The sequence below is a fragment of the Bradyrhizobium sp. genome (assembly GCF_030697065.1).
Lineage (GTDB): Bacteria > Pseudomonadota > Alphaproteobacteria > Rhizobiales > Xanthobacteraceae > Bradyrhizobium.
Genome location: NZ_JAUYQU010000198.1, coordinates 1 through 18086 on the forward strand (window position 1 = coordinate 1; position 18086 = coordinate 18086).

At 59.0% G+C, this 18086-nt stretch carries 20 protein-coding genes and 1 tRNA gene; 16 read left to right on the forward strand and 5 right to left on the reverse strand.

Annotated elements, in window-relative coordinates:
- Positions 1 to 531: 531 nt before the first annotated feature.
- The 3 genes from Q8R73_RS15515 to rplU all read right to left on the reverse strand — a co-directional run bounded on the left by Q8R73_RS15515 (position 532) and on the right by rplU (position 2011).
- Positions 532 to 1128, reverse strand: coding sequence for a GNAT family N-acetyltransferase (locus tag Q8R73_RS15515; RefSeq protein WP_305720431.1), 597 nt, complete (start codon positions 1126 to 1128; stop codon positions 532 to 534).
- Between the two features lie 113 nt (positions 1129 to 1241).
- Entirely contained in the window at positions 1242 to 1514 is a 273-nt protein-coding gene (gene rpmA / locus Q8R73_RS15520) for a 50S ribosomal protein L27 (RefSeq protein WP_305720432.1), read from the reverse strand.
- Positions 1515 to 1618: 104 nt separating this feature from the next.
- The gene (gene rplU / locus Q8R73_RS15525; RefSeq protein WP_305720433.1) at positions 1619 to 2011 is read right to left on the reverse strand and encodes a 50S ribosomal protein L21; all 393 of its coding nucleotides are present in this window, start codon (positions 2009 to 2011) and stop codon (positions 1619 to 1621) included.
- 355 nt (positions 2012 to 2366) lie between these two features.
- On the opposite strand from rplU, the gene Q8R73_RS15530 reads away from it, so the two are divergent.
- Together Q8R73_RS15530 and Q8R73_RS15535 are read left to right on the forward strand one after the other, a co-directional pair.
- A complete protein-coding gene (locus Q8R73_RS15530) occupies positions 2367 to 3479 on the forward strand; it encodes an ROK family protein (RefSeq protein WP_305720434.1) in 1113 nt (370 codons plus the stop codon).
- Positions 3480 to 3784: 305 nt separating this feature from the next.
- Positions 3785 to 3874, forward strand: a tRNA-Ser gene (locus Q8R73_RS15535).
- Between the two features lie 709 nt (positions 3875 to 4583).
- On the opposite strand, the gene Q8R73_RS15540 is transcribed toward Q8R73_RS15535, so the two are convergent.
- Entirely contained in the window at positions 4584 to 5525 is a 942-nt protein-coding gene (locus Q8R73_RS15540; protein WP_305720435.1) for a LysR substrate-binding domain-containing protein, read from the reverse strand.
- 196 nt (positions 5526 to 5721) lie between these two features.
- On the opposite strand from Q8R73_RS15540, the gene Q8R73_RS15545 reads away from it, so the two are divergent.
- The 14 genes from Q8R73_RS15545 to Q8R73_RS15610 all read left to right on the forward strand — a co-directional run bounded on the left by Q8R73_RS15545 (position 5722) and on the right by Q8R73_RS15610 (position 17449).
- Positions 5722 to 6168, forward strand: coding sequence for a 4-oxalocrotonate tautomerase family protein (locus Q8R73_RS15545; RefSeq protein ID WP_305720436.1), 447 nt, complete (start codon positions 5722 to 5724; stop codon positions 6166 to 6168).
- A gap of 46 nt (positions 6169 to 6214) precedes the next feature.
- Positions 6215 to 6973, forward strand: coding sequence for an ABC transporter ATP-binding protein (locus tag Q8R73_RS15550; RefSeq protein WP_305720437.1), 759 nt, complete (start codon positions 6215 to 6217; stop codon positions 6971 to 6973).
- Entirely contained in the window at positions 6966 to 7673 is a 708-nt protein-coding gene (locus tag Q8R73_RS15555; protein ID WP_305720438.1) for an ABC transporter ATP-binding protein, read from the forward strand. Before Q8R73_RS15550 ends, Q8R73_RS15555 begins: the two co-directional genes overlap by 8 nt.
- Before the next feature lie 49 nt (positions 7674 to 7722).
- Positions 7723 to 8985, forward strand: coding sequence for an ABC transporter substrate-binding protein (locus tag Q8R73_RS15560; protein ID WP_305720439.1), 1263 nt, complete (start codon positions 7723 to 7725; stop codon positions 8983 to 8985).
- 113 nt (positions 8986 to 9098) lie between these two features.
- Positions 9099 to 10001, forward strand: coding sequence for a branched-chain amino acid ABC transporter permease (locus Q8R73_RS15565; protein ID WP_305720440.1), 903 nt, complete (start codon positions 9099 to 9101; stop codon positions 9999 to 10001).
- A gap of 13 nt (positions 10002 to 10014) precedes the next feature.
- Positions 10015 to 10950, forward strand: a complete 936-nt coding sequence (locus tag Q8R73_RS15570) for a branched-chain amino acid ABC transporter permease (protein WP_305720441.1) — start codon at positions 10015 to 10017, stop codon at positions 10948 to 10950.
- Positions 10951 to 10973: 23 nt separating this feature from the next.
- Complete coding sequence (locus Q8R73_RS15575) at positions 10974 to 11846, forward strand: branched-chain amino acid ABC transporter permease (RefSeq protein ID WP_305720442.1); 873 nt, start codon at positions 10974 to 10976, stop codon at positions 11844 to 11846.
- Complete coding sequence (locus Q8R73_RS15580; protein WP_305720443.1) at positions 11843 to 12712, forward strand: branched-chain amino acid ABC transporter permease; 870 nt, start codon at positions 11843 to 11845, stop codon at positions 12710 to 12712. Before Q8R73_RS15575 ends, Q8R73_RS15580 begins: the two co-directional genes overlap by 4 nt.
- Positions 12713 to 12762: 50 nt before the next feature.
- Positions 12763 to 13464: an ATP-binding cassette domain-containing protein gene (locus Q8R73_RS15585; RefSeq protein ID WP_305720444.1), complete on the forward strand. Its 702-nt coding sequence runs from the start codon at positions 12763 to 12765 to the stop codon at positions 13462 to 13464.
- Positions 13465 to 13478: 14 nt separating this feature from the next.
- A complete protein-coding gene (locus tag Q8R73_RS15590) occupies positions 13479 to 13871 on the forward strand; it encodes a FixH family protein (protein ID WP_305720445.1) in 393 nt (130 codons plus the stop codon).
- A 57-nt stretch (positions 13872 to 13928) separates the two neighbouring features.
- Positions 13929 to 15134 carry a CaiB/BaiF CoA-transferase family protein gene (locus Q8R73_RS15595; RefSeq protein WP_305720446.1) on the forward strand — a complete coding sequence of 402 codons (1206 nt, stop codon included), beginning with the start codon at positions 13929 to 13931 and terminating at the stop codon, positions 15132 to 15134.
- A gap of 26 nt (positions 15135 to 15160) precedes the next feature.
- Complete coding sequence (locus tag Q8R73_RS15600; RefSeq protein ID WP_305720447.1) at positions 15161 to 15904, forward strand: SDR family NAD(P)-dependent oxidoreductase; 744 nt, start codon at positions 15161 to 15163, stop codon at positions 15902 to 15904.
- Positions 15904 to 16545 carry a glutathione S-transferase family protein gene (locus Q8R73_RS15605; RefSeq protein ID WP_305720448.1) on the forward strand — a complete coding sequence of 214 codons (642 nt, stop codon included), beginning with the start codon at positions 15904 to 15906 and terminating at the stop codon, positions 16543 to 16545. The genes Q8R73_RS15600 and Q8R73_RS15605 overlap by 1 nt, the downstream gene beginning before the upstream one ends.
- A 4-nt stretch (positions 16546 to 16549) precedes the next feature.
- Positions 16550 to 17449, forward strand: a complete 900-nt coding sequence (locus Q8R73_RS15610; protein WP_305720449.1) for a LysR family transcriptional regulator — start codon at positions 16550 to 16552, stop codon at positions 17447 to 17449.
- A gap of 217 nt (positions 17450 to 17666) precedes the next feature.
- On the opposite strand, the gene Q8R73_RS15615 is transcribed toward Q8R73_RS15610, so the two are convergent.
- Complete coding sequence (locus tag Q8R73_RS15615) at positions 17667 to 17861, reverse strand: hypothetical protein (RefSeq protein WP_305720450.1); 195 nt, start codon at positions 17859 to 17861, stop codon at positions 17667 to 17669.
- Positions 17862 to 18086: the final 225 nt, after the last annotated feature.

Consider the following 18086-nt stretch of genomic DNA (forward strand, 5'->3'; position numbering starts at 1 on the left):
GGATCGCAGGGCGGGATCAACTCCGTGAGCGATTGGCCGGCACGCGGACGAACGGCGCTGCAAACTGTCTTCGACGAAACTCGCCGGATTGGCTACGAGGTCCGGCGGGAGCTTTGGCGGGACGGGCGCGGACGAGCGAAATCGTGCAGGCCTGGCGCCCCGACGCTGGCGTCAAGTCTTGCGGAGATTCATCCGGCCCAACCGGGTTTGGATGTATCGTCAATCCGCAAGGCGATGGTGGCAAGAAAGCCCGGTTCACCAGGGTGAGCACGTATAAGCCGTAAACCGTTGCGCGGGGAAAGCCGGATGATCCGGTTGCCCTGTGGTCTACTCGTGCACTTTTTGTGCGCGACCGCGGGTGCGATCGGCGCCCGGCTTTCCCCGCGCCCTCTCTTCTCGAGAAGGGCGTGAAGTGACGCAAACCCCGGGCTGCATCGCGCCGCGGGAACGCGGACGTGTATCTGCTCGCTGTCTGAAATTCGAACCGCGCGATCTCTTTCACTCTCCAGGAGAGGAGAGTGAAGAGTTCGCTTACGCCTGATGCCTTGTCGAACTGTTCCAGTTCTTCAGCGACGACCAGACGCTGCGCGTGAGCTTGAAGCAATCGACCGGGGTCGACGATCCCAGCGCCTCGAAGCGGTGCAGTTCGACGCCGCTCCACTGGAAGCCGCATTTCTCCAGAATGTTGCGCGAGGGCGGATTGGCGACCCGGGCACCGGCGATCAGGTGCTCGATCTCGAATTCCTCGAAGGTGAAATCGATCACGGCGCGCGCGGCCTCGGTGCCAAAGCCGCGGCCCCAGTGCTCGACGCCGAGCCAGTAGCCGAGTTCCGGTGCGTCCGGCTCGCGCCAGTCGATACCGACCATGCCGACCGGCACGAAATTGTCTTCGATCAGGAACACCGTCTGGCGGGTATCGGTCTCCATCGCGCGCACGAATTCGACCGCGTGATCCTGCAGATAGGGATGCGGCAGGCGGCGGGTCATCTCGGCGATGCGGCGGTCATTGGCGAGCCGCGCGATCGCTTTTACGTCCGCGAGCGTCGGCTTGCGCAACATCAGCCGTTCGGTCTCGAGGACGCAGGGACTGCCCTCGCGCAGTGTCGGAGTCGGGATATCCTGCAGCATGTCGTGCTCCTGTAGGCGAAAAAAAAGAGGAGGCCGGTTTCCCGCCTCCCCTTCGGAGCCTTTCAGGAGCCCCACCGGTTCAACAGGACCGGCGGACTCATGATGTCCACCGTTTACTCGGCCGCAGCTTCCACCATCGGAACAACCGATACGAAAGTGCGACCGTTGGCTTTGGCGCGAAACTCGACATGGCCTTCGATCTTGGCAAACAGAGTATGGTCGGTGCCCATGCCGACATTAAGGCCGGGGTGCCAGGTGGTGCCGCGCTGACGCGCAATGATGTTGCCGGGAATCACATGTTCGCCGCCATACGTTTTGATTCCGAGGCGCTTGCCGGCGGAATCCCGTCCGTTTCGCGATGAACCGCCTGCTTTTTTGTGAGCCATGGCCCGTCTCCAATCTCGATAAATTCCAGAATCACATCCCTGCGGGAACGATCTCTGTTTAGATCAAATCCTTGCGGCGCGCGCGGCGCCACATACGATCTCGTTCAGGCGGCGTCTTCGACCTCGGCGGGCGCCTTGACGACCGGCTTTTCGCGCTTCGGCCGGGGTCCGATGGTCGGCTTGTTGCCGTCCGACAGGATCTCGGTGATGCGCAGCACGGTGATCTCGTCGCGATAGCCACGCTTGCGGCGCGAATTCTTGCGGCGGCGCTTCTTGAACGAGATGACCTTGGGACCGCGCTTGTGCTGCAGCACCTCGGCCGCCACGGAAGCGCCGGCGACCATCGGCGCTCCGAGCACCGGCGATTCTCCGCCGACCAGCAGGACTTCACCAAGCTGCACGATCGTTCCGACATCGCCGGCGATCTTGCCAATCTCGAGCACATCATCCGGAACGACGCGGTATTGCCGGCCGCCGGTTTTGATGACTGCGAACATCGTTTTATTCCTTCGTGTTCGATCCCGGCCTCGGACAGGTCCGGGCCGGCTTTTTCTTCAGTCGTTATGGGTTCAATTCCCGCACGCTTCCCGGGAGCGATCCCTCGAATTCGCGCAAAAACAAACAGCGCGAGAAAACCCCGCGCCGGATTGGCGGACTTATAGCCGGTGACGGCCCTGAGTCAAGGAAATCCAACCCAAAAACCGGCCAAATATGGCCAGTTCGGGCTCGAAGGGACGATCGGGGAGCGGCAACGGCGCTTGCGAGGCTCTATTTGCCACCCGCTTTCGCCACCATGAAACCAATGGGTTCCCGCGCCGTTGTCATGCGAATTCCGACCGGCAGGGGCAAAAAATGGCTGAAGATACCATCACGACGACGGGCATCGCCCGCCACGGCGCTACCCGGCTGCCGTCGGTGGACGTTGACAGTTTCAACATCGAAATCAAGGACGACGACGGCTTTCTAGGCGACCGCGCCAGCAGGGGCGCATTCCGCCGGATTCTGGACCAATTGCGCGAGCTGAAGCACGATGCTGATCCGCTCGGCAAAAAGGACACGGATGAAATAGGCAAAACCGAACTCGACGAGGCGCTGGTGGGCGACGACATCCACGCCGCCGCACTGGTGCATGGGGCGATCGAGGAATTCGCCCAGGAACTGGCCTATGTGACGGGGCGGTTTCTCAAGTCCAAGGCCTGGGCCGGCACCGAGCGCATCGTCGTCGGCGGCGGCTTTCGTCTGAGCCGGGTCGGCGAACTCGCGATCGCTCGCACCGATGTCCTGCTCAAGGCCGCGGAGTTCGAAATCGACCTGGTGCCGATCCGTTATCACCCGGACGAAGCCGGCCTGATCGGCTGCCTGCACCTGGCGCCGTCCTGGATCTTCGAGGCCTATGACAGCATCATTGCGGTGGACATCGGCGGGACCAACATCCGCTGCGGCATCGTCGAAACCCGCTGGAAGAAAGCAAAGGATCTCTCCAAGGCCGGGGTGTTCAAGTCCGAACTCTGGCGTCATGCCGACGACGAGCCGACCCGCGAGGGAACGGTGAAGCGGCTGGTCAAGATGCTGAAGGGGCTTATCGCCGAGGCCGAGGCCGAAGGCTTGAAACTGGCGCCCTTCATCGGGATCTCCTGTCCCGGCGTCATCAACGGCGACGGCTCGATCGAGAAGGGCGCCCAGAACCTGCCGGGCAACTGGGAAAGCAGCAAGTTCAACCTGCCGGCCAGCCTGGTCGAAGGCATCCCGCAGATCGGCGATCACGATACCGCGGTGCTGATGCATAATGACGGCGTGGCGCAGGGGCTTTCCGAAGTTCCGTTCATGCAGGATGTCGACTGCTGGGGCGTCCTGACCATCGGCACCGGCCTCGGCAATGCGCGCTTCACCAACCGCAGCAAGGAAAAGAACGGCAAGAAGACAAAAGACAAGGACGAGAAGAAGGAAAAGAAGAGCAAGGATTGAGGGGGCCGCAGCGGGTAACCTTGACTGGTTAGGTTAAAAACGGGTTCGCGTTGCCGATTCCCGCCGGGCCGCTAGGGTCAAATCGTCGCTCAGGCTGGCCAGCGAAGCCGCACTTCCGGCCAGAATTTCAATGACGCGACACGGGGCCGCCAGGGTTTTTGTCGCGTCTGGCGGCCCCACTCCCGCCGCGAACAGGTTTGGCCCCCGGACCGGTAAATTCACCTCGCCAGCGCCTTGTCTGCCCCGCCATCCTCGCCTAGAACTCGCCCCGACCGCGGGCGGATCATGCCACCCGCATGGCGCCTGGAGAGGTGGCAGAGTGGTCGAATGCACCGCACTCGAAATGCGGCATAGGTGCAAGCCTATCGGGGGTTCGAATCCCTCCCTCTCCGCCAACACACGCAGAAATCCAACAGAACCAACAGGTCATTGATTGTCATAGGCTTTTCACCGCCCGATTGGTACACAAGGGGTTGAAGCTGGCGGAAGTCTGGGGAGCGCTGGGCCAACTTGCGAGCCGGCCAGCGCCCGTGACGATATCGCGCGGGAAGCCGCTGCGATCGGTGCTGCGTCCGGCGGCAAGTCGACGCCGATCCCTATCAAGGGCTCGCATGGGACGTGGAAGTTGGTGCGAGCATCTGGATGCCGATTGGCCGTGGCGGCCCTCACTATACAGATGTCACTCAGTCTCTACCTCCGCTAGAGAGGAAGAAGCTCGATCAGCAACGGATCTGTTATGCGCTCGTTGAGGAGCATTTCAAATGCAAAGGGGCTGACTGTACAAGCCGATGATCGCGAGCGATTGACTCGCGCCGGCTCTCTCGAGATGCAGCGGATAGTCCAAAATCACCAAGCCTATTTGCTCGGCAAGCAAGAAGCCCGTCTCGGTGGATGGGAGCCATCAGAAATCTCTGACGCCGCCAGCGCAATGCCAAGCCAACAGACCGGGGAGCGGACGGGGTCAAGGCCGTAGCGGCGATTGATCTATTGAGTGGTGAAGGGGTCAATCTTGGACGCTTGTTCACAGTCGTGCAAATGAGTGACATTCAGTCGCGTTAACAAAGGTCAGTGCGTGCGCGTCCAGATGTTTGTTAGGATGGAAACTCAGTCCCACGACAGTTGATCTTCATGTTCGGGATCCTTGGCCGCCTCCTCGATGATCCACTCGGTAAACGCCGCGACGTGCCTCGCCTCCCGGCGCGCGACGACATAATAGCTGAAGCCTGTCGGAACCGGATCGCCATGCAGCCTGACGAGGCGACCTTGCCGGAGATCGTGCTCGACAAGTTGCAGCGGACTTAGCGCGATGCCTTGTCCGGCGATGGCCGCATCCAGTGCCAGCATCAGATGGCTGAAGGAAACCCGGTCCAGTTTGTTGTATCCGGTCAACCCTTTCGCGCTGAGCCAGCATGGCCAATGATCGTTCACCGCGAAACAAAGAAGTTTGGCAGTGGAGATGTCGCTTGAGACCGATGATGCGATGGACGGTGCACAGACGGCGACGACCTCATCTGGGAACATCACTTCGTGTTGGGCGCTATTGGCGCCGGTCCGCGCGTGTCGGATAGCAACATCGAAAGGTTCGTCAGCCAGGTTGACGTACTGGATCGAGGCATCGATTAGAACGCCAACATTGGGATACCGCTCATAGAATGTTGACAGTCTCGGCACCAACCAGCGCGTGCAGAGTGTCGGTGCTGCGGTGATCCGAACCATTTGCCGCGGGGAGGGAAGCCGATCAACGGTTTCCTGCAACATCTGCAAAACCTGACCCGAGGTCGCAAAGAGTTGCTGCCCCGCGAGTGTCAACCGGAGCCGCTTATGCAGTCGCTCAAAAAGCGGGATGCCGAGATTGGTCTCCAATGCGCGAATTTGCTGGCTTACTGCGCCAGGTGTGACGCCAAGTTCTTCCGCAGCACGATGCAAATTGAGATGCCGAGCGGAGCACTCGAAAACTTTCACGAAATTCAGTGGCGGCAGTCGCTTGATCATCTTGTCCCTGGATAGTTTCACTAAACGATCGCGCGAGAAAATATGGTTGGTCAAACCGGCGGACCAAAATCTATAGTCACAAACAATAGCACGATCTGTGAGGATTTGCATGCATCGCAAAGAATGCTGCTTCGCAACAATCCGATGCAGGGACGGTGTCGAGGAAAGATCGGCGTTTAGTGCGGCTGATCGTTTTGGGCGCCTGCGCGACGACGGCGCGGCGGCCAGTTCAAGAAAGGTGACAACGTAAATGCCGACCTACTACTGCACCAGTATCGAGGGCCGACTCTCCCCGAAACAGAAAAGCGAGATCGCAGCGGAGATCACCCGCATCCATGCCGAAGTAACCGGCGCGCCAACCTATTACGCGCAGGTGATCTTCGACGAGGTGAAGCCGGGAAATTACTTCATGGGCGGTGCGACGCTGAAGCATGATCAGGTTTTCGTCTATGGCCATATTCGCGGCGGGCGCGCAGCCGTCGACAAGACGCGAATGATCAATCTCATGGCGAAAGCGGTCGGTGCCGCGGCTGAAGTTAAGAATCAAACGAGTGTGTGGGTTTACGTCGGCGAACTGCCGGCTCGGCAGATGATCGAATTCGGTCACGTTCTTCCTGAAGCCGGCGATGAGCCTGTATGGACAGCGGCATTGCCGCCTGTGGATCGTGAGTTCATGCAATCGGTCGGACAACCGTAATTCGCGAAGGGAACCTGTTTGGCAGCAGTTCAGAGGTGAGATTGTCATGTTAGAGATCTCCCGTATCTCGAAATCGTTTGGCGGCCTCATGGCCGTGGACAGTGTCGATCTCAGCGTCAAGAGGGGCGCGCTGTTCGGGATTCTCGGGCCGAACGGATCGGGCAAGACGACGCTGTTCAACTTGCTGACCGGATTTCTGGAGCCCACTGCGGGTGGGGTTCGCTTCGAGGGTAACGAATTGATCGGCCGTTCGCCGGAAGACATCGTTCGCCTCGGCGTTGCGCGCACATTTCAGGTCGTTAGATTTCACAAGGATTCGACCGTTCGCGAAACGGTATGGGCCGCGCAATCCATGCATCTCGGTCTCCGCGATTTGTTCCGCACCATCGACGCACCATCGCAGCGCGATCTCGCGGAAGAGGTCGATAGCATTCTTGAGAGAACCTGGCTGAAGCCGCATGCTGATCGTTTGGCGCGTGAACTTCCCTTCGGTCTCGTCCGTCAGCTTGAAATCGCCCGCGCGCTGGCGACACGCCCGAAAATTCTTCTGATGGATGAACCTGCATCCGGGATGAATCCGTCAGAGACCCATCAGCTTACCGAAGACATAAGGCGGCTGCGCGATGGCGGCCTCACGATTGTCCTCATCGAACATGACATCGAGATGGTGATGGGCCTGTGCGATCGCATCGCCGTTCTGAATTTCGGCCGCAAGATCACGGAAGGCACGGCTGACGAGGTAAAAAGCAACCCTGACGTCATCGCTGCTTATCTCGGAACGAAGAAGAAGCACGCCCATGCTTGATGTGGAAAACCTCACGGTCAGCTATGGCGCGATTAGCGCGGTTCGCAATGTCTCGATCACGGTCAGGGCGGGCGAGGTCGTAACCCTGATCGGCGCGAACGGTGCCGGAAAGACCAGCATCGTAAAGGCTCTGTCCGGCATCGTTCCGAAAGCGTCTGGAACGACGAAGTTTCGCGACGCCGATATCAGCACGTTGCCCGCGCATGAAATCACGCGGCGTGGACTCATCCATGTGCCGGAAGGCCGCAAGCTCGTGCCGAGCATGACGGTGGAGGAGAATCTCTTGTGCGGCGCGTATTGCAGAAGCGACAAGCAGGAGATTGCGGCCGATCTTGATGCGGTGATGATGCGCTTTCCGCGCCTGCGGGAACGGCGCCGTCAGATTGCCGGAACAATGAGCGGCGGTGAGCGCCAGATGCTGGCGATCGGGCGTGGGCTTATGGCGCGACCTGAATTGCTTATTCTCGATGAGCCTTCGCTCGGTCTGGCACCGCTGCTGGTCGAAGAGGTGTTTAACATCATTGCGGGCCTTAAGCGCGAAGGAAAGACAATCCTTCTGATCGAGCAGAACGCGCTGGAAGCTCTCTACAGTTCCGATCGCGCGTATGTCTTGAGGGTGGGTGAGGTCGTGATGAGCGGCCTCTCCAGCCAACTCGCGGAGGATCCGGAATTACGCCGTGCGTATCTCGGCGTGAACTGACGGGGTTTCACAGGTTTTGAGTTTCACCACAAGGCAGGAGGAAACAGAAATGTCGAAAAGACAAAAAACGGAACTTCAGACAATCAAGTTGCGCGGATTGGCCGGCGCTCTCGCGGTGTCGCTCATCGCTGGAAGCACGGTCTCTGCGCAGGCGTTCCAGGACGACGGTACCATCATTCTGTGCTCAATCGAACCTTTGAGCGGCATCGGCACGTCGTTCGGCCAGCCGAACTACCTCGGCAAGGTCATTGCAGTCGAAGAGATCAATGCCGAGGGCGGTATCGAGATCGACGGCAAGAAGATGAAGATCAAGTTGATCTCCGAAGACGATCAGGCCAAGCCCGAACAGGGCGTTCCGCTATTCCGCAAATGCGCCGAAAGCGACAAGGCGCTCGTCATTACGGGCACACAATACAGCCGTGTGACCGAAAGCATGTGGGGACTATTACAGAAGAAGGTCGACGACCCGAATGACAATGGACTGCAGGTTCCATCGATGTCCTTCCTGTCGATGAAGGCGGGAGTCACTGGCGTGTCCGAATGGGGATTTCGGAATGCGGGCGATGAGCCGGCGCAACACGAACTTGCAATCAAGCTGATGGAAGAACGATACGGCCCGTTCAAGAACTACTCCGGCGCGGTCGAAGCGAATGAAGGGCATTCTGTAGCAGCGTGGAAAGTGGCCTATCTAAAATCTCTCGAAAGGCGGAATATCAAACCATCGGAGTATGTCGAATGGTACGAGGCGGATCGTGATTTCTCTGTTCAGATTCGCAAGTTGAAGCGTGCGAACACTGATTTTTTTATTCTAAGTTCTCACGTTCAAGCCAATGTCGGCGCGATGCTGGAAGCGCAGCGGCAGGGTTTCAAGCCGAAGATCATTCTGAGTCATATCGGCTCAGATGCGATGGAGATGGTCGAGCTCGGGAAGCAGTCAACTGAAGGCATCGTGTTCCCGACAGCCATTCACATGGCTTTTCCCCCGCCCAAGGTAAAATGGCTTGCGGACGAGTATAAGAAGCGGACTAAGGAAGCCTATATGCCGCAGTTCGTAGGTCTCGGTTACGAGGGCATCATGATCGTGAAGCAAGCCATCGAAAAGGCTGGCATCAAGAACCGCCCGGAGACGCTGGCGGCGGATCGTCGCAAGGTCCGCGATCAGCTTGCCGCGATCCGCGATTACAAGAGCTTTGCTGGCATGACGCTCAACATGAATGCGAACCGCGACATCGTGCGCCCGACTTATCTTGTAAAGATCACGGGTGGCGACTTCAAGCTCTACTGGACGCCTGACAAAGGCTTCCTGTTTTAGGCTGCATCGCGATTGGTAACGTCTGCCCGGCAGTCTTTCACTGTGGGGCAGACGGATATCCAAGCCGCAGAGCATTTCCCTTTGCTGTGTCTCCATTCGCGTGGTGCTGACGAATGTACTTCTTCGCAATCGACCTGACGCAGACGACGATCGACGGGCTGTTGTTTGGCTCCACATACGCGCTTGTCGCGATTGGTTTCACATTAATCTGGGGGCTTCTGCGAATTCTCAATCTCGCCCACGGCGTCACCGTTATGGTGGGTATGTTCGCTGGAATGCTCTCGGCGACCATCATCGGCTTGCCCTTTTACTTGGGAATTCTGATCTCGATGTGCGCCGGTGCACTCGTTGGATTTCTCATCGACCGCATCTGCTATCGCCCACTTCGTGCCGCGCATGAGCTGGTGCCAATGATCGCAACGCTCGGCTTCTGGATTCTGATCGAGGAGGTCTTCATCAAGATCTATTCGAAGTTCTGGTTCCGCGACTACGTCCCGTTTGCGAATCCGTTCGACGGTGCCGGCCTCGAAATCGGTCAGATCAGATTGCGCGGCGACTATCTGGTGACCCTTGCGGTCGCGACGCTTCTCGTCATCATTCTCTACTTTCTGATCTATCGCACGCGTCTCGGTCTTGCGATGCGCATGATAGCGGAAGACCACGACATCGGCAGCCTAATGGGCGTACCTGTAGGGCGCGTGCTGACGACGGCGTTTCTCCTTTCAGCGGCTTATGGCGGCGCTGCAGGTTATCTGCTCGGCATGACGGCCAACCTCGCTGGACCTTATGCTGGGTCGCAAGCCGTGGTCAAAGGTCTCTTCTCGATGATCCTCGGCGGCGCTGGAAGTATTCCGGGCGCGATCGTGGGTGGACTTTCACTTGGCGTCCTTGAGTTGCAGAGTTCATTCCTGTTCTCGTTCGCGTACCGTGATGCCATAGCAATGCTTGCACTCTTCCTCGTACTGATCGTACGGCCGCAGGGCCTGGTCGGTAAGCGGACAGCTGACCGGATTTAGAGGAGCACTCGTCGTGTCATACTGGTTCACCATCGCGGCGCTCACCGGTGTCAACGTACTGCTGGCTTACAGCGTCTATGCAAGCTTCATGAGCGGGCAGGTGTCGATCGGGCAAGCTGCGTTCTTTGGTGTTGGTGCCTATGTGGGCGCAAGCCTGACTGTTCTGGCCGGATTTGATCTGATGTCAGCCGTTCTCGTTGCGGGAATTGCCGCCGCAGCAGCGAGCGTGTTCGTCGGCGTTCCGACGCTGCGGCTGAAAGGCTATCATTTCACAATTGCGACGGTCGCGTTTGCCGAGGCCGTGCGCGTCATTCTTCACAATACCAAGTATGGCAGACCGCGGGCGTCGGGCAATGTTGGCGACCAGTGGCTCGGTCCCGATGGCGCGACCGGCTTCCGCCATATCGGATATCTCAACGACAATGGCATTTCGACCGGGCAGTATGCTGTCATCGTGTGGAGTATCGTTCTTGTAGTGGTTGTCGCGTTCTTTCTCGTCGAGCGTTCGCGCATCGCACGCATTCTGCGCACCATCGAAGAGGACGAAGTGGTGGCTCGATCCATTGGCGTGCCTGTCGCGCGCTACAAGGTAATCGCCTTCGTCTGCGGTGGGTTTATCGCAGGCATGTCGGGCGCACTTTATGCCCATATTCTGACTTTCATCAGCGGCAACGACTTCGTCATCCATCTGTCCACGATCGCGCTGGCCTTTGTGGTGATCGGCGGCGGACAAACGATGTGGGGTCCGTTGCTCGGCGCGGTACTTTTGACTGTCATTCCTGAAATCCTGCGACCGATCCGCGAGTTTCGAATCGAGCTTTTCGGCCTGTTGATTATCCTCGTGATGCTGTTCCGGCCGACCGGTATGATCTCGGCGATAACAGTGCGCCGCTGGGGATCTGCGCTAGCCGCAAAGGCCAGGGCGAAGCGGCCGACGCAAGCGTTCTGAGCCTGATTGCATGGACGTCAAGGATGTTGCAGACCGCAATCGAAGGGCTGGCATATGGCGGGCTATATGCACTGCTCGGTCTCGGCTTCTTCCTGACCTACGGCGTGTTGCGCCGGATCGATCTGGCGTACGGCACCGTCATCATGACATCGGTCTATCTCGGTGCGATGATCGCAAGTGGATTGGGTCTATCATGGCCCGCCGTTTTCGCGCTGACACTTACCGTCGGCATCCCGCTGTCCTTGCTGGTCGCCTACATCGCCTTCGTTCTGGTTCGCCACGACGCACGCTTTTCGATGGCCGCGACGCTCGGCATCTGGATGGCACTGGAGGAATTGATTCTGCAAAGTCCGGGGCGCGGGCGCGGCCAGTCGGTCACCAACCCGTTGCAGGACCAGTCGCTATGGGCCTGGGGCCTGCAGATCAGAATCGATCATGTTCTGATATTGGCGCTGAGCCTCGTGACCGCGGTTCTAATCGCGAGATTTCTAGCGATGTCGCGCGTGGGCCGAGCCATTCGCGTGTCGGCCTACGATCCCACCATTGCGGCGCTGCTCGGCATTTCGCACCGGCGGATGCTCGTAATCGCCACGATCATCGCATCGCTTGTGGGCTGCATCGCCGGATGGTCGTTCGCGATGGCACAATCCGCAATCGACCTGCATTTTGGGATGTGGGCGACGGTCAAAGGTCTCGTCATCCTTGTTCTCGGCGGGACGCAGAGCATCGTCTTCATCGTGACGGCGGCGCTCGGTCTTGGTGTTGCAGAGCGCGTCGGCAGCGAAGTGATCGGAACAGGCTACCGCGATCTGGTGGGTTACGGACTGATCCTCTTGCTGCTGGCATGCGAGCCGTTTCTTCGTCGGGACGAGTCCCAGCCAGGAGACGGGCGATGATCGATATCGTCGCCATTACGCCGCTGTTCAGCATTTCGCTGATTCTCGCCCTGAGTTGCTATCTCGTATTGAAATCCGGCGAGATATCATTCGGCCAGCAGGCGTTCTTCGGGGCAGGTGCCTATGCCGGTGGAATTCTCACGACGATGTTCGGTTGGCAACTCGTGCCCGCACTCATCCTGTCTGCGGCGGCGGGTGCTGTCTCCGCCGCAATAATCGGCGTGAGCCTGTGCCGCGTGTCGGGGTTTCGCTTCACGTTGATGACGCTGGTACTTGGTGAGTTTGCCAAGGAAGTTTTCGTAAAGATCGAGTGGAGGAGCGTCGCCGATGGCCGCGCTGTCGGGCCTGAAGGCCCGCTCGGATTCTCCGGCATCGACTATTTCTACAATCACGGAATTCAGCACGGCATGCAGGCTGCGATTGCTTCCGGTCTCGCAATTTTGTGTGTTGTCGGGGTGTGGCTATACGGCCGGACCGATCCGGGCCGGCGGCTTATAGCCGTGGCGGGCGATCCGGTGCTGGCCGCAAGTGTCGCAATCAATCCGATTCGGACGCGGTTGCTGGCCTTCACCAGTGCAGGCGCTGTGGCCGGACTCGGCGGTGGGCTGTTCGCCCACCAAGCCACATATATCGAAGCGTCGAATTTCAGCCTGATGGTCGGCGTTCATGCCGTGGCCTATACGCTGCTCGGAGGGCTTGCGAGCGTGCTCGGTCCTGTCGCCGGAACGACACTCGACATCGTGTTTCTCGAGGGCCTTCGCGTGGTCGGCGCATATCGCATGGTCGCATTCGGGAGCCTGATCGTGCTGATGCTGATCCTATGGCCGAGGGGACTGATCGGCACACGCAGCGGGGGTCCGCCATGACTGCGGTGTTGGAGGCAGTTGCAGTTTGCAAGTCATTCTCCGGAGTCGTAGTGCTCCACAATCTGGAAATGCAGATCCATGATGGCGCGCTGTTCGGATTGGTTGGCGCGAATGGTGCGGGAAAGACGACGGCGTTAGATGTCATCGGCGGACAGGCTATGGCTGACAGCGGCAGTGTCCGCATTGCGGGGCTCGACATCGGCAATCTGGCAGCATGGCAGCGCGCTGCGGCCGGCGTCGGCCGCACATTTCAGGAAAGCCGTCTCTGGTCCGATCTAACTGTCGAAGATCATTTTCGCGTTGCCCGCAATGCCGCGCGCAAGAGACAATGTGATGCATCCGGGGCGCGCGATATCGGCGAAATGTGCGCGGCGGTCGAATTGTCGAAGACGATGCTGGACCGGATGCCGTCGCAGCTGCGGCTGCTCGATCGCCGACGCGTCGAACTGGCAATGGCGGCACAGAATGCGTCCGATCTCCTGCTGGTAGACGAGATCGGTGCCGGCCTCGATGTCGAGGAGACCCGCGCGCTGTACGGGTTGATTGCTGAACTTATCGAGCAGCGCCGCGTGCGCGCGGCCGTTCTCGTGGAGCACAAGCTCGAACTGCTTGCGGCGTTCGCTACGGAACTCGCGCTGATCGCGGACGGTCGCATTCAAAGGCGCGCCGACTGCAAGAAGTCCACGCAGGTTGCCGATTTGATGAATGGCATGTTTGCTCGCAAGCGCGTCGGCACGATGACTGACCAATAAAGGAGCAAATTACAATGACTGCACGACACTTCAATCGTATCACCACTGCTGCAGTTTTGCTGTTCGTTTCGGCGGGGTGGTTGCTCGCACCGGCGTTTGCGCAATCCGAACCGCTGTCGGTCGAGTGGACGCTTGCGAAAACCGGCAAGCGGCTTGAGCGCGAGGCTCTGATTATCGTCACGAATGCACAAGGCCAGCCGGTCTCGGACGCCAGTATCGAGGTCAAGGTCGATATGCCGAGCATGCCGATGATGCACGCAGTTCCGAAGGCCACAGCGACACCAGCGGGCCAGCCCGGACGATACAAGACGAAGTTCACACTTGAGATGGCAGGCGAATGGGCAGCGCAGATCGAAGTAACGAAGCCCGTCCGTACCAAGGTCGTCAAGAAATTCAACGCAGATTGAGAACGAGCGGCGGCAACAGCCGGCCTGTGCACCTATCAACAACAACAAGGAAACCCCATGCCCGGCCCCCTGAGTGGCGTTCGTGTGCTTGATCTGACGGGCGTTGTATCGGGTCCGTTTGCGACCATGTTCTTGGCTGATCAGGGCGCGGATGTGCTCAAGATTGAGCCGATCGGCGGCGACATCACGCGGCGCAGCCGCGCCACCATCGACAATGCCGGTGAGTTCTCGGCGTTGTTCATCTCGTCGAACCGCGGCAAACGGTCATTGTCCATAGACATGAAGAGCGATGCAGGCCGAGAGGTCCTGGCCAAGCTTGTAGCACAAAGCGATGTCCTGGTTCAAAACTTCCGCCCCGGCACCATGAAGCGGCTAGGCCTAGGTGCAGAAGCGCTGCGTGCGCGCCATCCGCGCCTGATTTATGTCTCAATCAGTGGTGTCGGCGAGACCGGACCGTATGTGAGGAAACGCGTCTACGATCCCATCATCCAGGGGCTGTCGGGATTTGCCGACATCCAGTCGCAGCCGGGGACGAACCGGCCGCAGATGATCCGCACCATCGTTGCCGACAAGACGACGGCGGTGTTCACCGCACAGGCGGTTTCTTCGGCCTTGTACGCAAGGGAGAAGACCGGCATGGGCGACCATATCCAGGTCGCGATGCTGGATGCGATGATCTCGTATCTGTGGCCTGAAGGCATGATGCAGTACACAGTCGTTGGAGGCGAGGCGACTGCGCAAGACCCGAACGACCGGCCCGATCTCGTGTTCAAGACCAGCGACGGCTATCTCACCTGCGGTACGATTTCGGATTCCGAGTGGCAGGGTTTCTGCAGTGCATCGGACGATCCGGAGCTTGTAAAAGACGAACGTTTTGCAACGCCTGGCGGGCGAGCGCAAAATGCCACCGCGCGCATCAACAGGATGCAGGAGTATATCGCAAAATACACCACCGCCGAATGGCTGGAGCGGCTCGATTCGGCCGACGTGCCGTGCGCGCCAATTCTGCGCCGTGGCGAGATCATCCATAACGAACAGGTCGTGGCGCGCGGTATCATCTATGAATTTGATCAACCGTCCGTCGGCCGCGTGCGCCAACCGAAGCCAGCGGCGCGCTTTGAAGTCAACGAAGCCTCGATTGGCGGCCCGGCGCCGCGCGTCGGTGAGCACTCCCGCCGCGTGCTGCAAGACCTTGGGTATTCAGATGGGGAGATTGAGAAGATGATTGCAGACAACGCCGTCAAAGCAACGCCGCGCGATTGAGCGGACCGGAATTCAGGGAGTTCTACATGTCGCAACAAAAAGGGGCTGTGCTGCTGGTCGGCGCGGGCGATGCGATCGGCGGGGCTGTCGCACGACGGTTCGCGGAAGGCGGTTACAAGGTCTGCATCGCGCGCCGTGAGGGCGAGAAATCAAGGGCGCTGGCGGACGAGTTGGCGGCGGAGGGATTTTTTCTTCGCCCCTTCAGCGTCGATGCTCGCAAGGAAGAAGAGGTGCAGAAACTTTTCGCGGGCGTGGAAAAAGACGTCGGTCCCATTGAGGTCTGTCTGTTCAATGCCGGTGCGAATGTCGCAAAGCCACTCGTCGAGACGACCGACAAGCTCTTTTTTAAGGCGTGGGAACTAGCCTGTTATGCTGGCTTTCTTGTTGGCCGTGAGGCCGCACGTCTCATGATAAGCCATGGACGTGGAACAATTCTGTTCACGGGGGCGACGGCCAGCGTTCGTGGCGGCAAGAATTTTGCGGCCTTTTCTTCGGCGAAGTTCGGGCTGCGGGCGGTTGCGCAGGCCATGGCCCGTGAACTCGGACCAAGGAACATTCACGTCGCGCATCTTCTGCTGGATGCCGCCGTTGACAGCGAAGCCATCCACCAGCGCATGAAGGCAGCGACCGGAATCGATGCGGCCGACATCCCGCCCGACAGCCTGACAAAAACGTCGTCGATCGCGGATGTGTACTGGTTCCTGCATCATCAGAGCAAGGACGGCTGGAGTCACGAACTCGATCTGCGGCCGTCGATGGAGACGTGGTGATGGCCGAGCAACTGGTTCTCTGGGGCGTCGGGACGCCGCGCACGCTCCGCACTCATTGGGTTCTTCACGAATTAGGTCTCGCCTATGCCGCTCGGCCGATTCTTCCGCGTTCCGGCGAACCCAAGACGCCGGAATATACCGCGCTCAACCCGCGGCAGAAGATTCCGCTGCTGCAGGACGCGGATTTCGTTATCGGCGAGAGTGCCGCCATCGTCGCCTATCTCGCGCTGAAATATTCGCGCGCAGGGTGCAAGCTTGTTCCGGAAAAGACGAACGAGCACGCGCGTTGGCTCGAGTGGTGCTTCTTTATCGCGACTGAACTAGATTCGACAACATTGTATGTCATTAGACGGCACGGAACGAATCTAGGCCATCTTTATACCGACGCGCCGGAAGTCGTGGCTCAGGCGGGTGAATATTTCAGGGCGCAGCTCAAGCATGTAGAAGTCGCACTTTCCGACGGGCGTGACTACCTGATGGGCAATACCTTTACGACGGCAGATATCTTGCTGACGACTTGTCTGACCTGGGCGTTGGATTACGGCGTCGGCATTTGCGACAACGCGGTTCCCTATCTTGATCGCGTGCGATCGCGTGCGGGCTACATCTCTGGCTCATCGGCTAACTTTGCCGAAATTTGATCAAATGGATTGGGACAATATCCGCTTCTTTGTGGTCGTAGCCCGCGTTGGACGGATTTCTCTGGCAGCGCGCCACCTCCGGGTCGATCACGGCACCGTCAGTCGCCGCATCGCAATGCTCGAAAAGGGGTTGGGGGTGAAACTCTTCGACCGGCTGACCACAGGATGCGTTTTAACGCCGGCCGGCGAGCGGCTCTTCGCAACCGCTGAAGAAATCGAACTCAAGCTTCTACACGCGCAAGGCGACATCACGCGAACAGATGCCTTGCTCACTGGTACCGTGCGCATCGCGGCTCCTGATGTTTTTGCAACCGTGTTCTTATGTACTTGCTTGGGCGAACTGAAAGCGTTGCATCCGTCACTGACAGTTCAGCTTGTGCCTATATCGAGAACGTTATCCTTGTCGAAGCGCGAGGCCGACATTGCGATTACGATTAAATGCCCAACCGAAGGCGCTTTATCGGTACGCAAGCTGATCGATTATTCGCTTCACTTCTACGCGGCGAAACCGTATCTGGACAAATACGGCAGACCGAAGACACAAGCTGAATTAACCCGTCATCAGCATGTAACGTACGTTTACGATCTGCTGTTTGCCGACCAGCTTAACTTTGTATCAGATCTCTATGGTCCCGACTATCGCCGCCTTGAATGCGCTTCGGCCATTGCTCAATTTGCGGCGGTCCGAAGCGGAGCGGGTATCGGAATTGTGCACGACTATGTCGCCTATGGAGACAAGCAGCTGGAGATGGTTCTTCCGGGCATGGTGTTTGAGCGGAGTTACTGGGTGATCACTCATCTTGATACACGCAGTCTTGGGTCCGTGCGCGCCGTCTCGGATTTCATCTCTCAACGTATCGGTGCAAGCCGAGGAATGTTTCACCCTGATCGTGCGGCAGGTTGATTAGAAAAGACCTCTGTGCACCAGCCTGCCGTCGATCTATGAATATTATAGTTTCGTCATCCAGTTCTCGGCCGGCCGCTAAGAGAGGTTTGGCCGGCCCCCTGTTATTCGGCGGGGTCTGACGCTTAGTCGGCGTCCACGTCGGCCCCCAGTTCTCGCCCAGCACCGCAATGGATCGATGAACTAATTGGGCGTCGGACTAGGGTCGCGGACATCATCAGGCTTGCAATAAATGCCCGATTTTATCGGGTTTTTGCGAGTCGTTACCGCCGTTGATCGCCATGCCGATGGTCGGCTCCGCCTGCGGCTCGCTAGGGACGGCATCGCCGGGCCGCCAGGCGTCTCTTACCTCAAGGAATACGATAAACAGTATGGTCGACACCACGATGGGCCCGGCCAATGTCGCCAGCATCGTAAGCATCTCGCGGCTCGACCGACACTGCGGCGGGCGACGCCTCGATCGGCGCCGAAACGATTGATCTAATGCGCCGAACCTGAGAAATCGCGGGGCAGGCGGTTTTCGGCGACGCGTACGTCGCGGATCGCGGCCGGGGTGTTGCGGCTGCGGCCGACAAAGCGCGGGATGCCATCGGTGACCACGGCGGCGACCGCGGGCACGTCACCGTTCCGCAAGGCC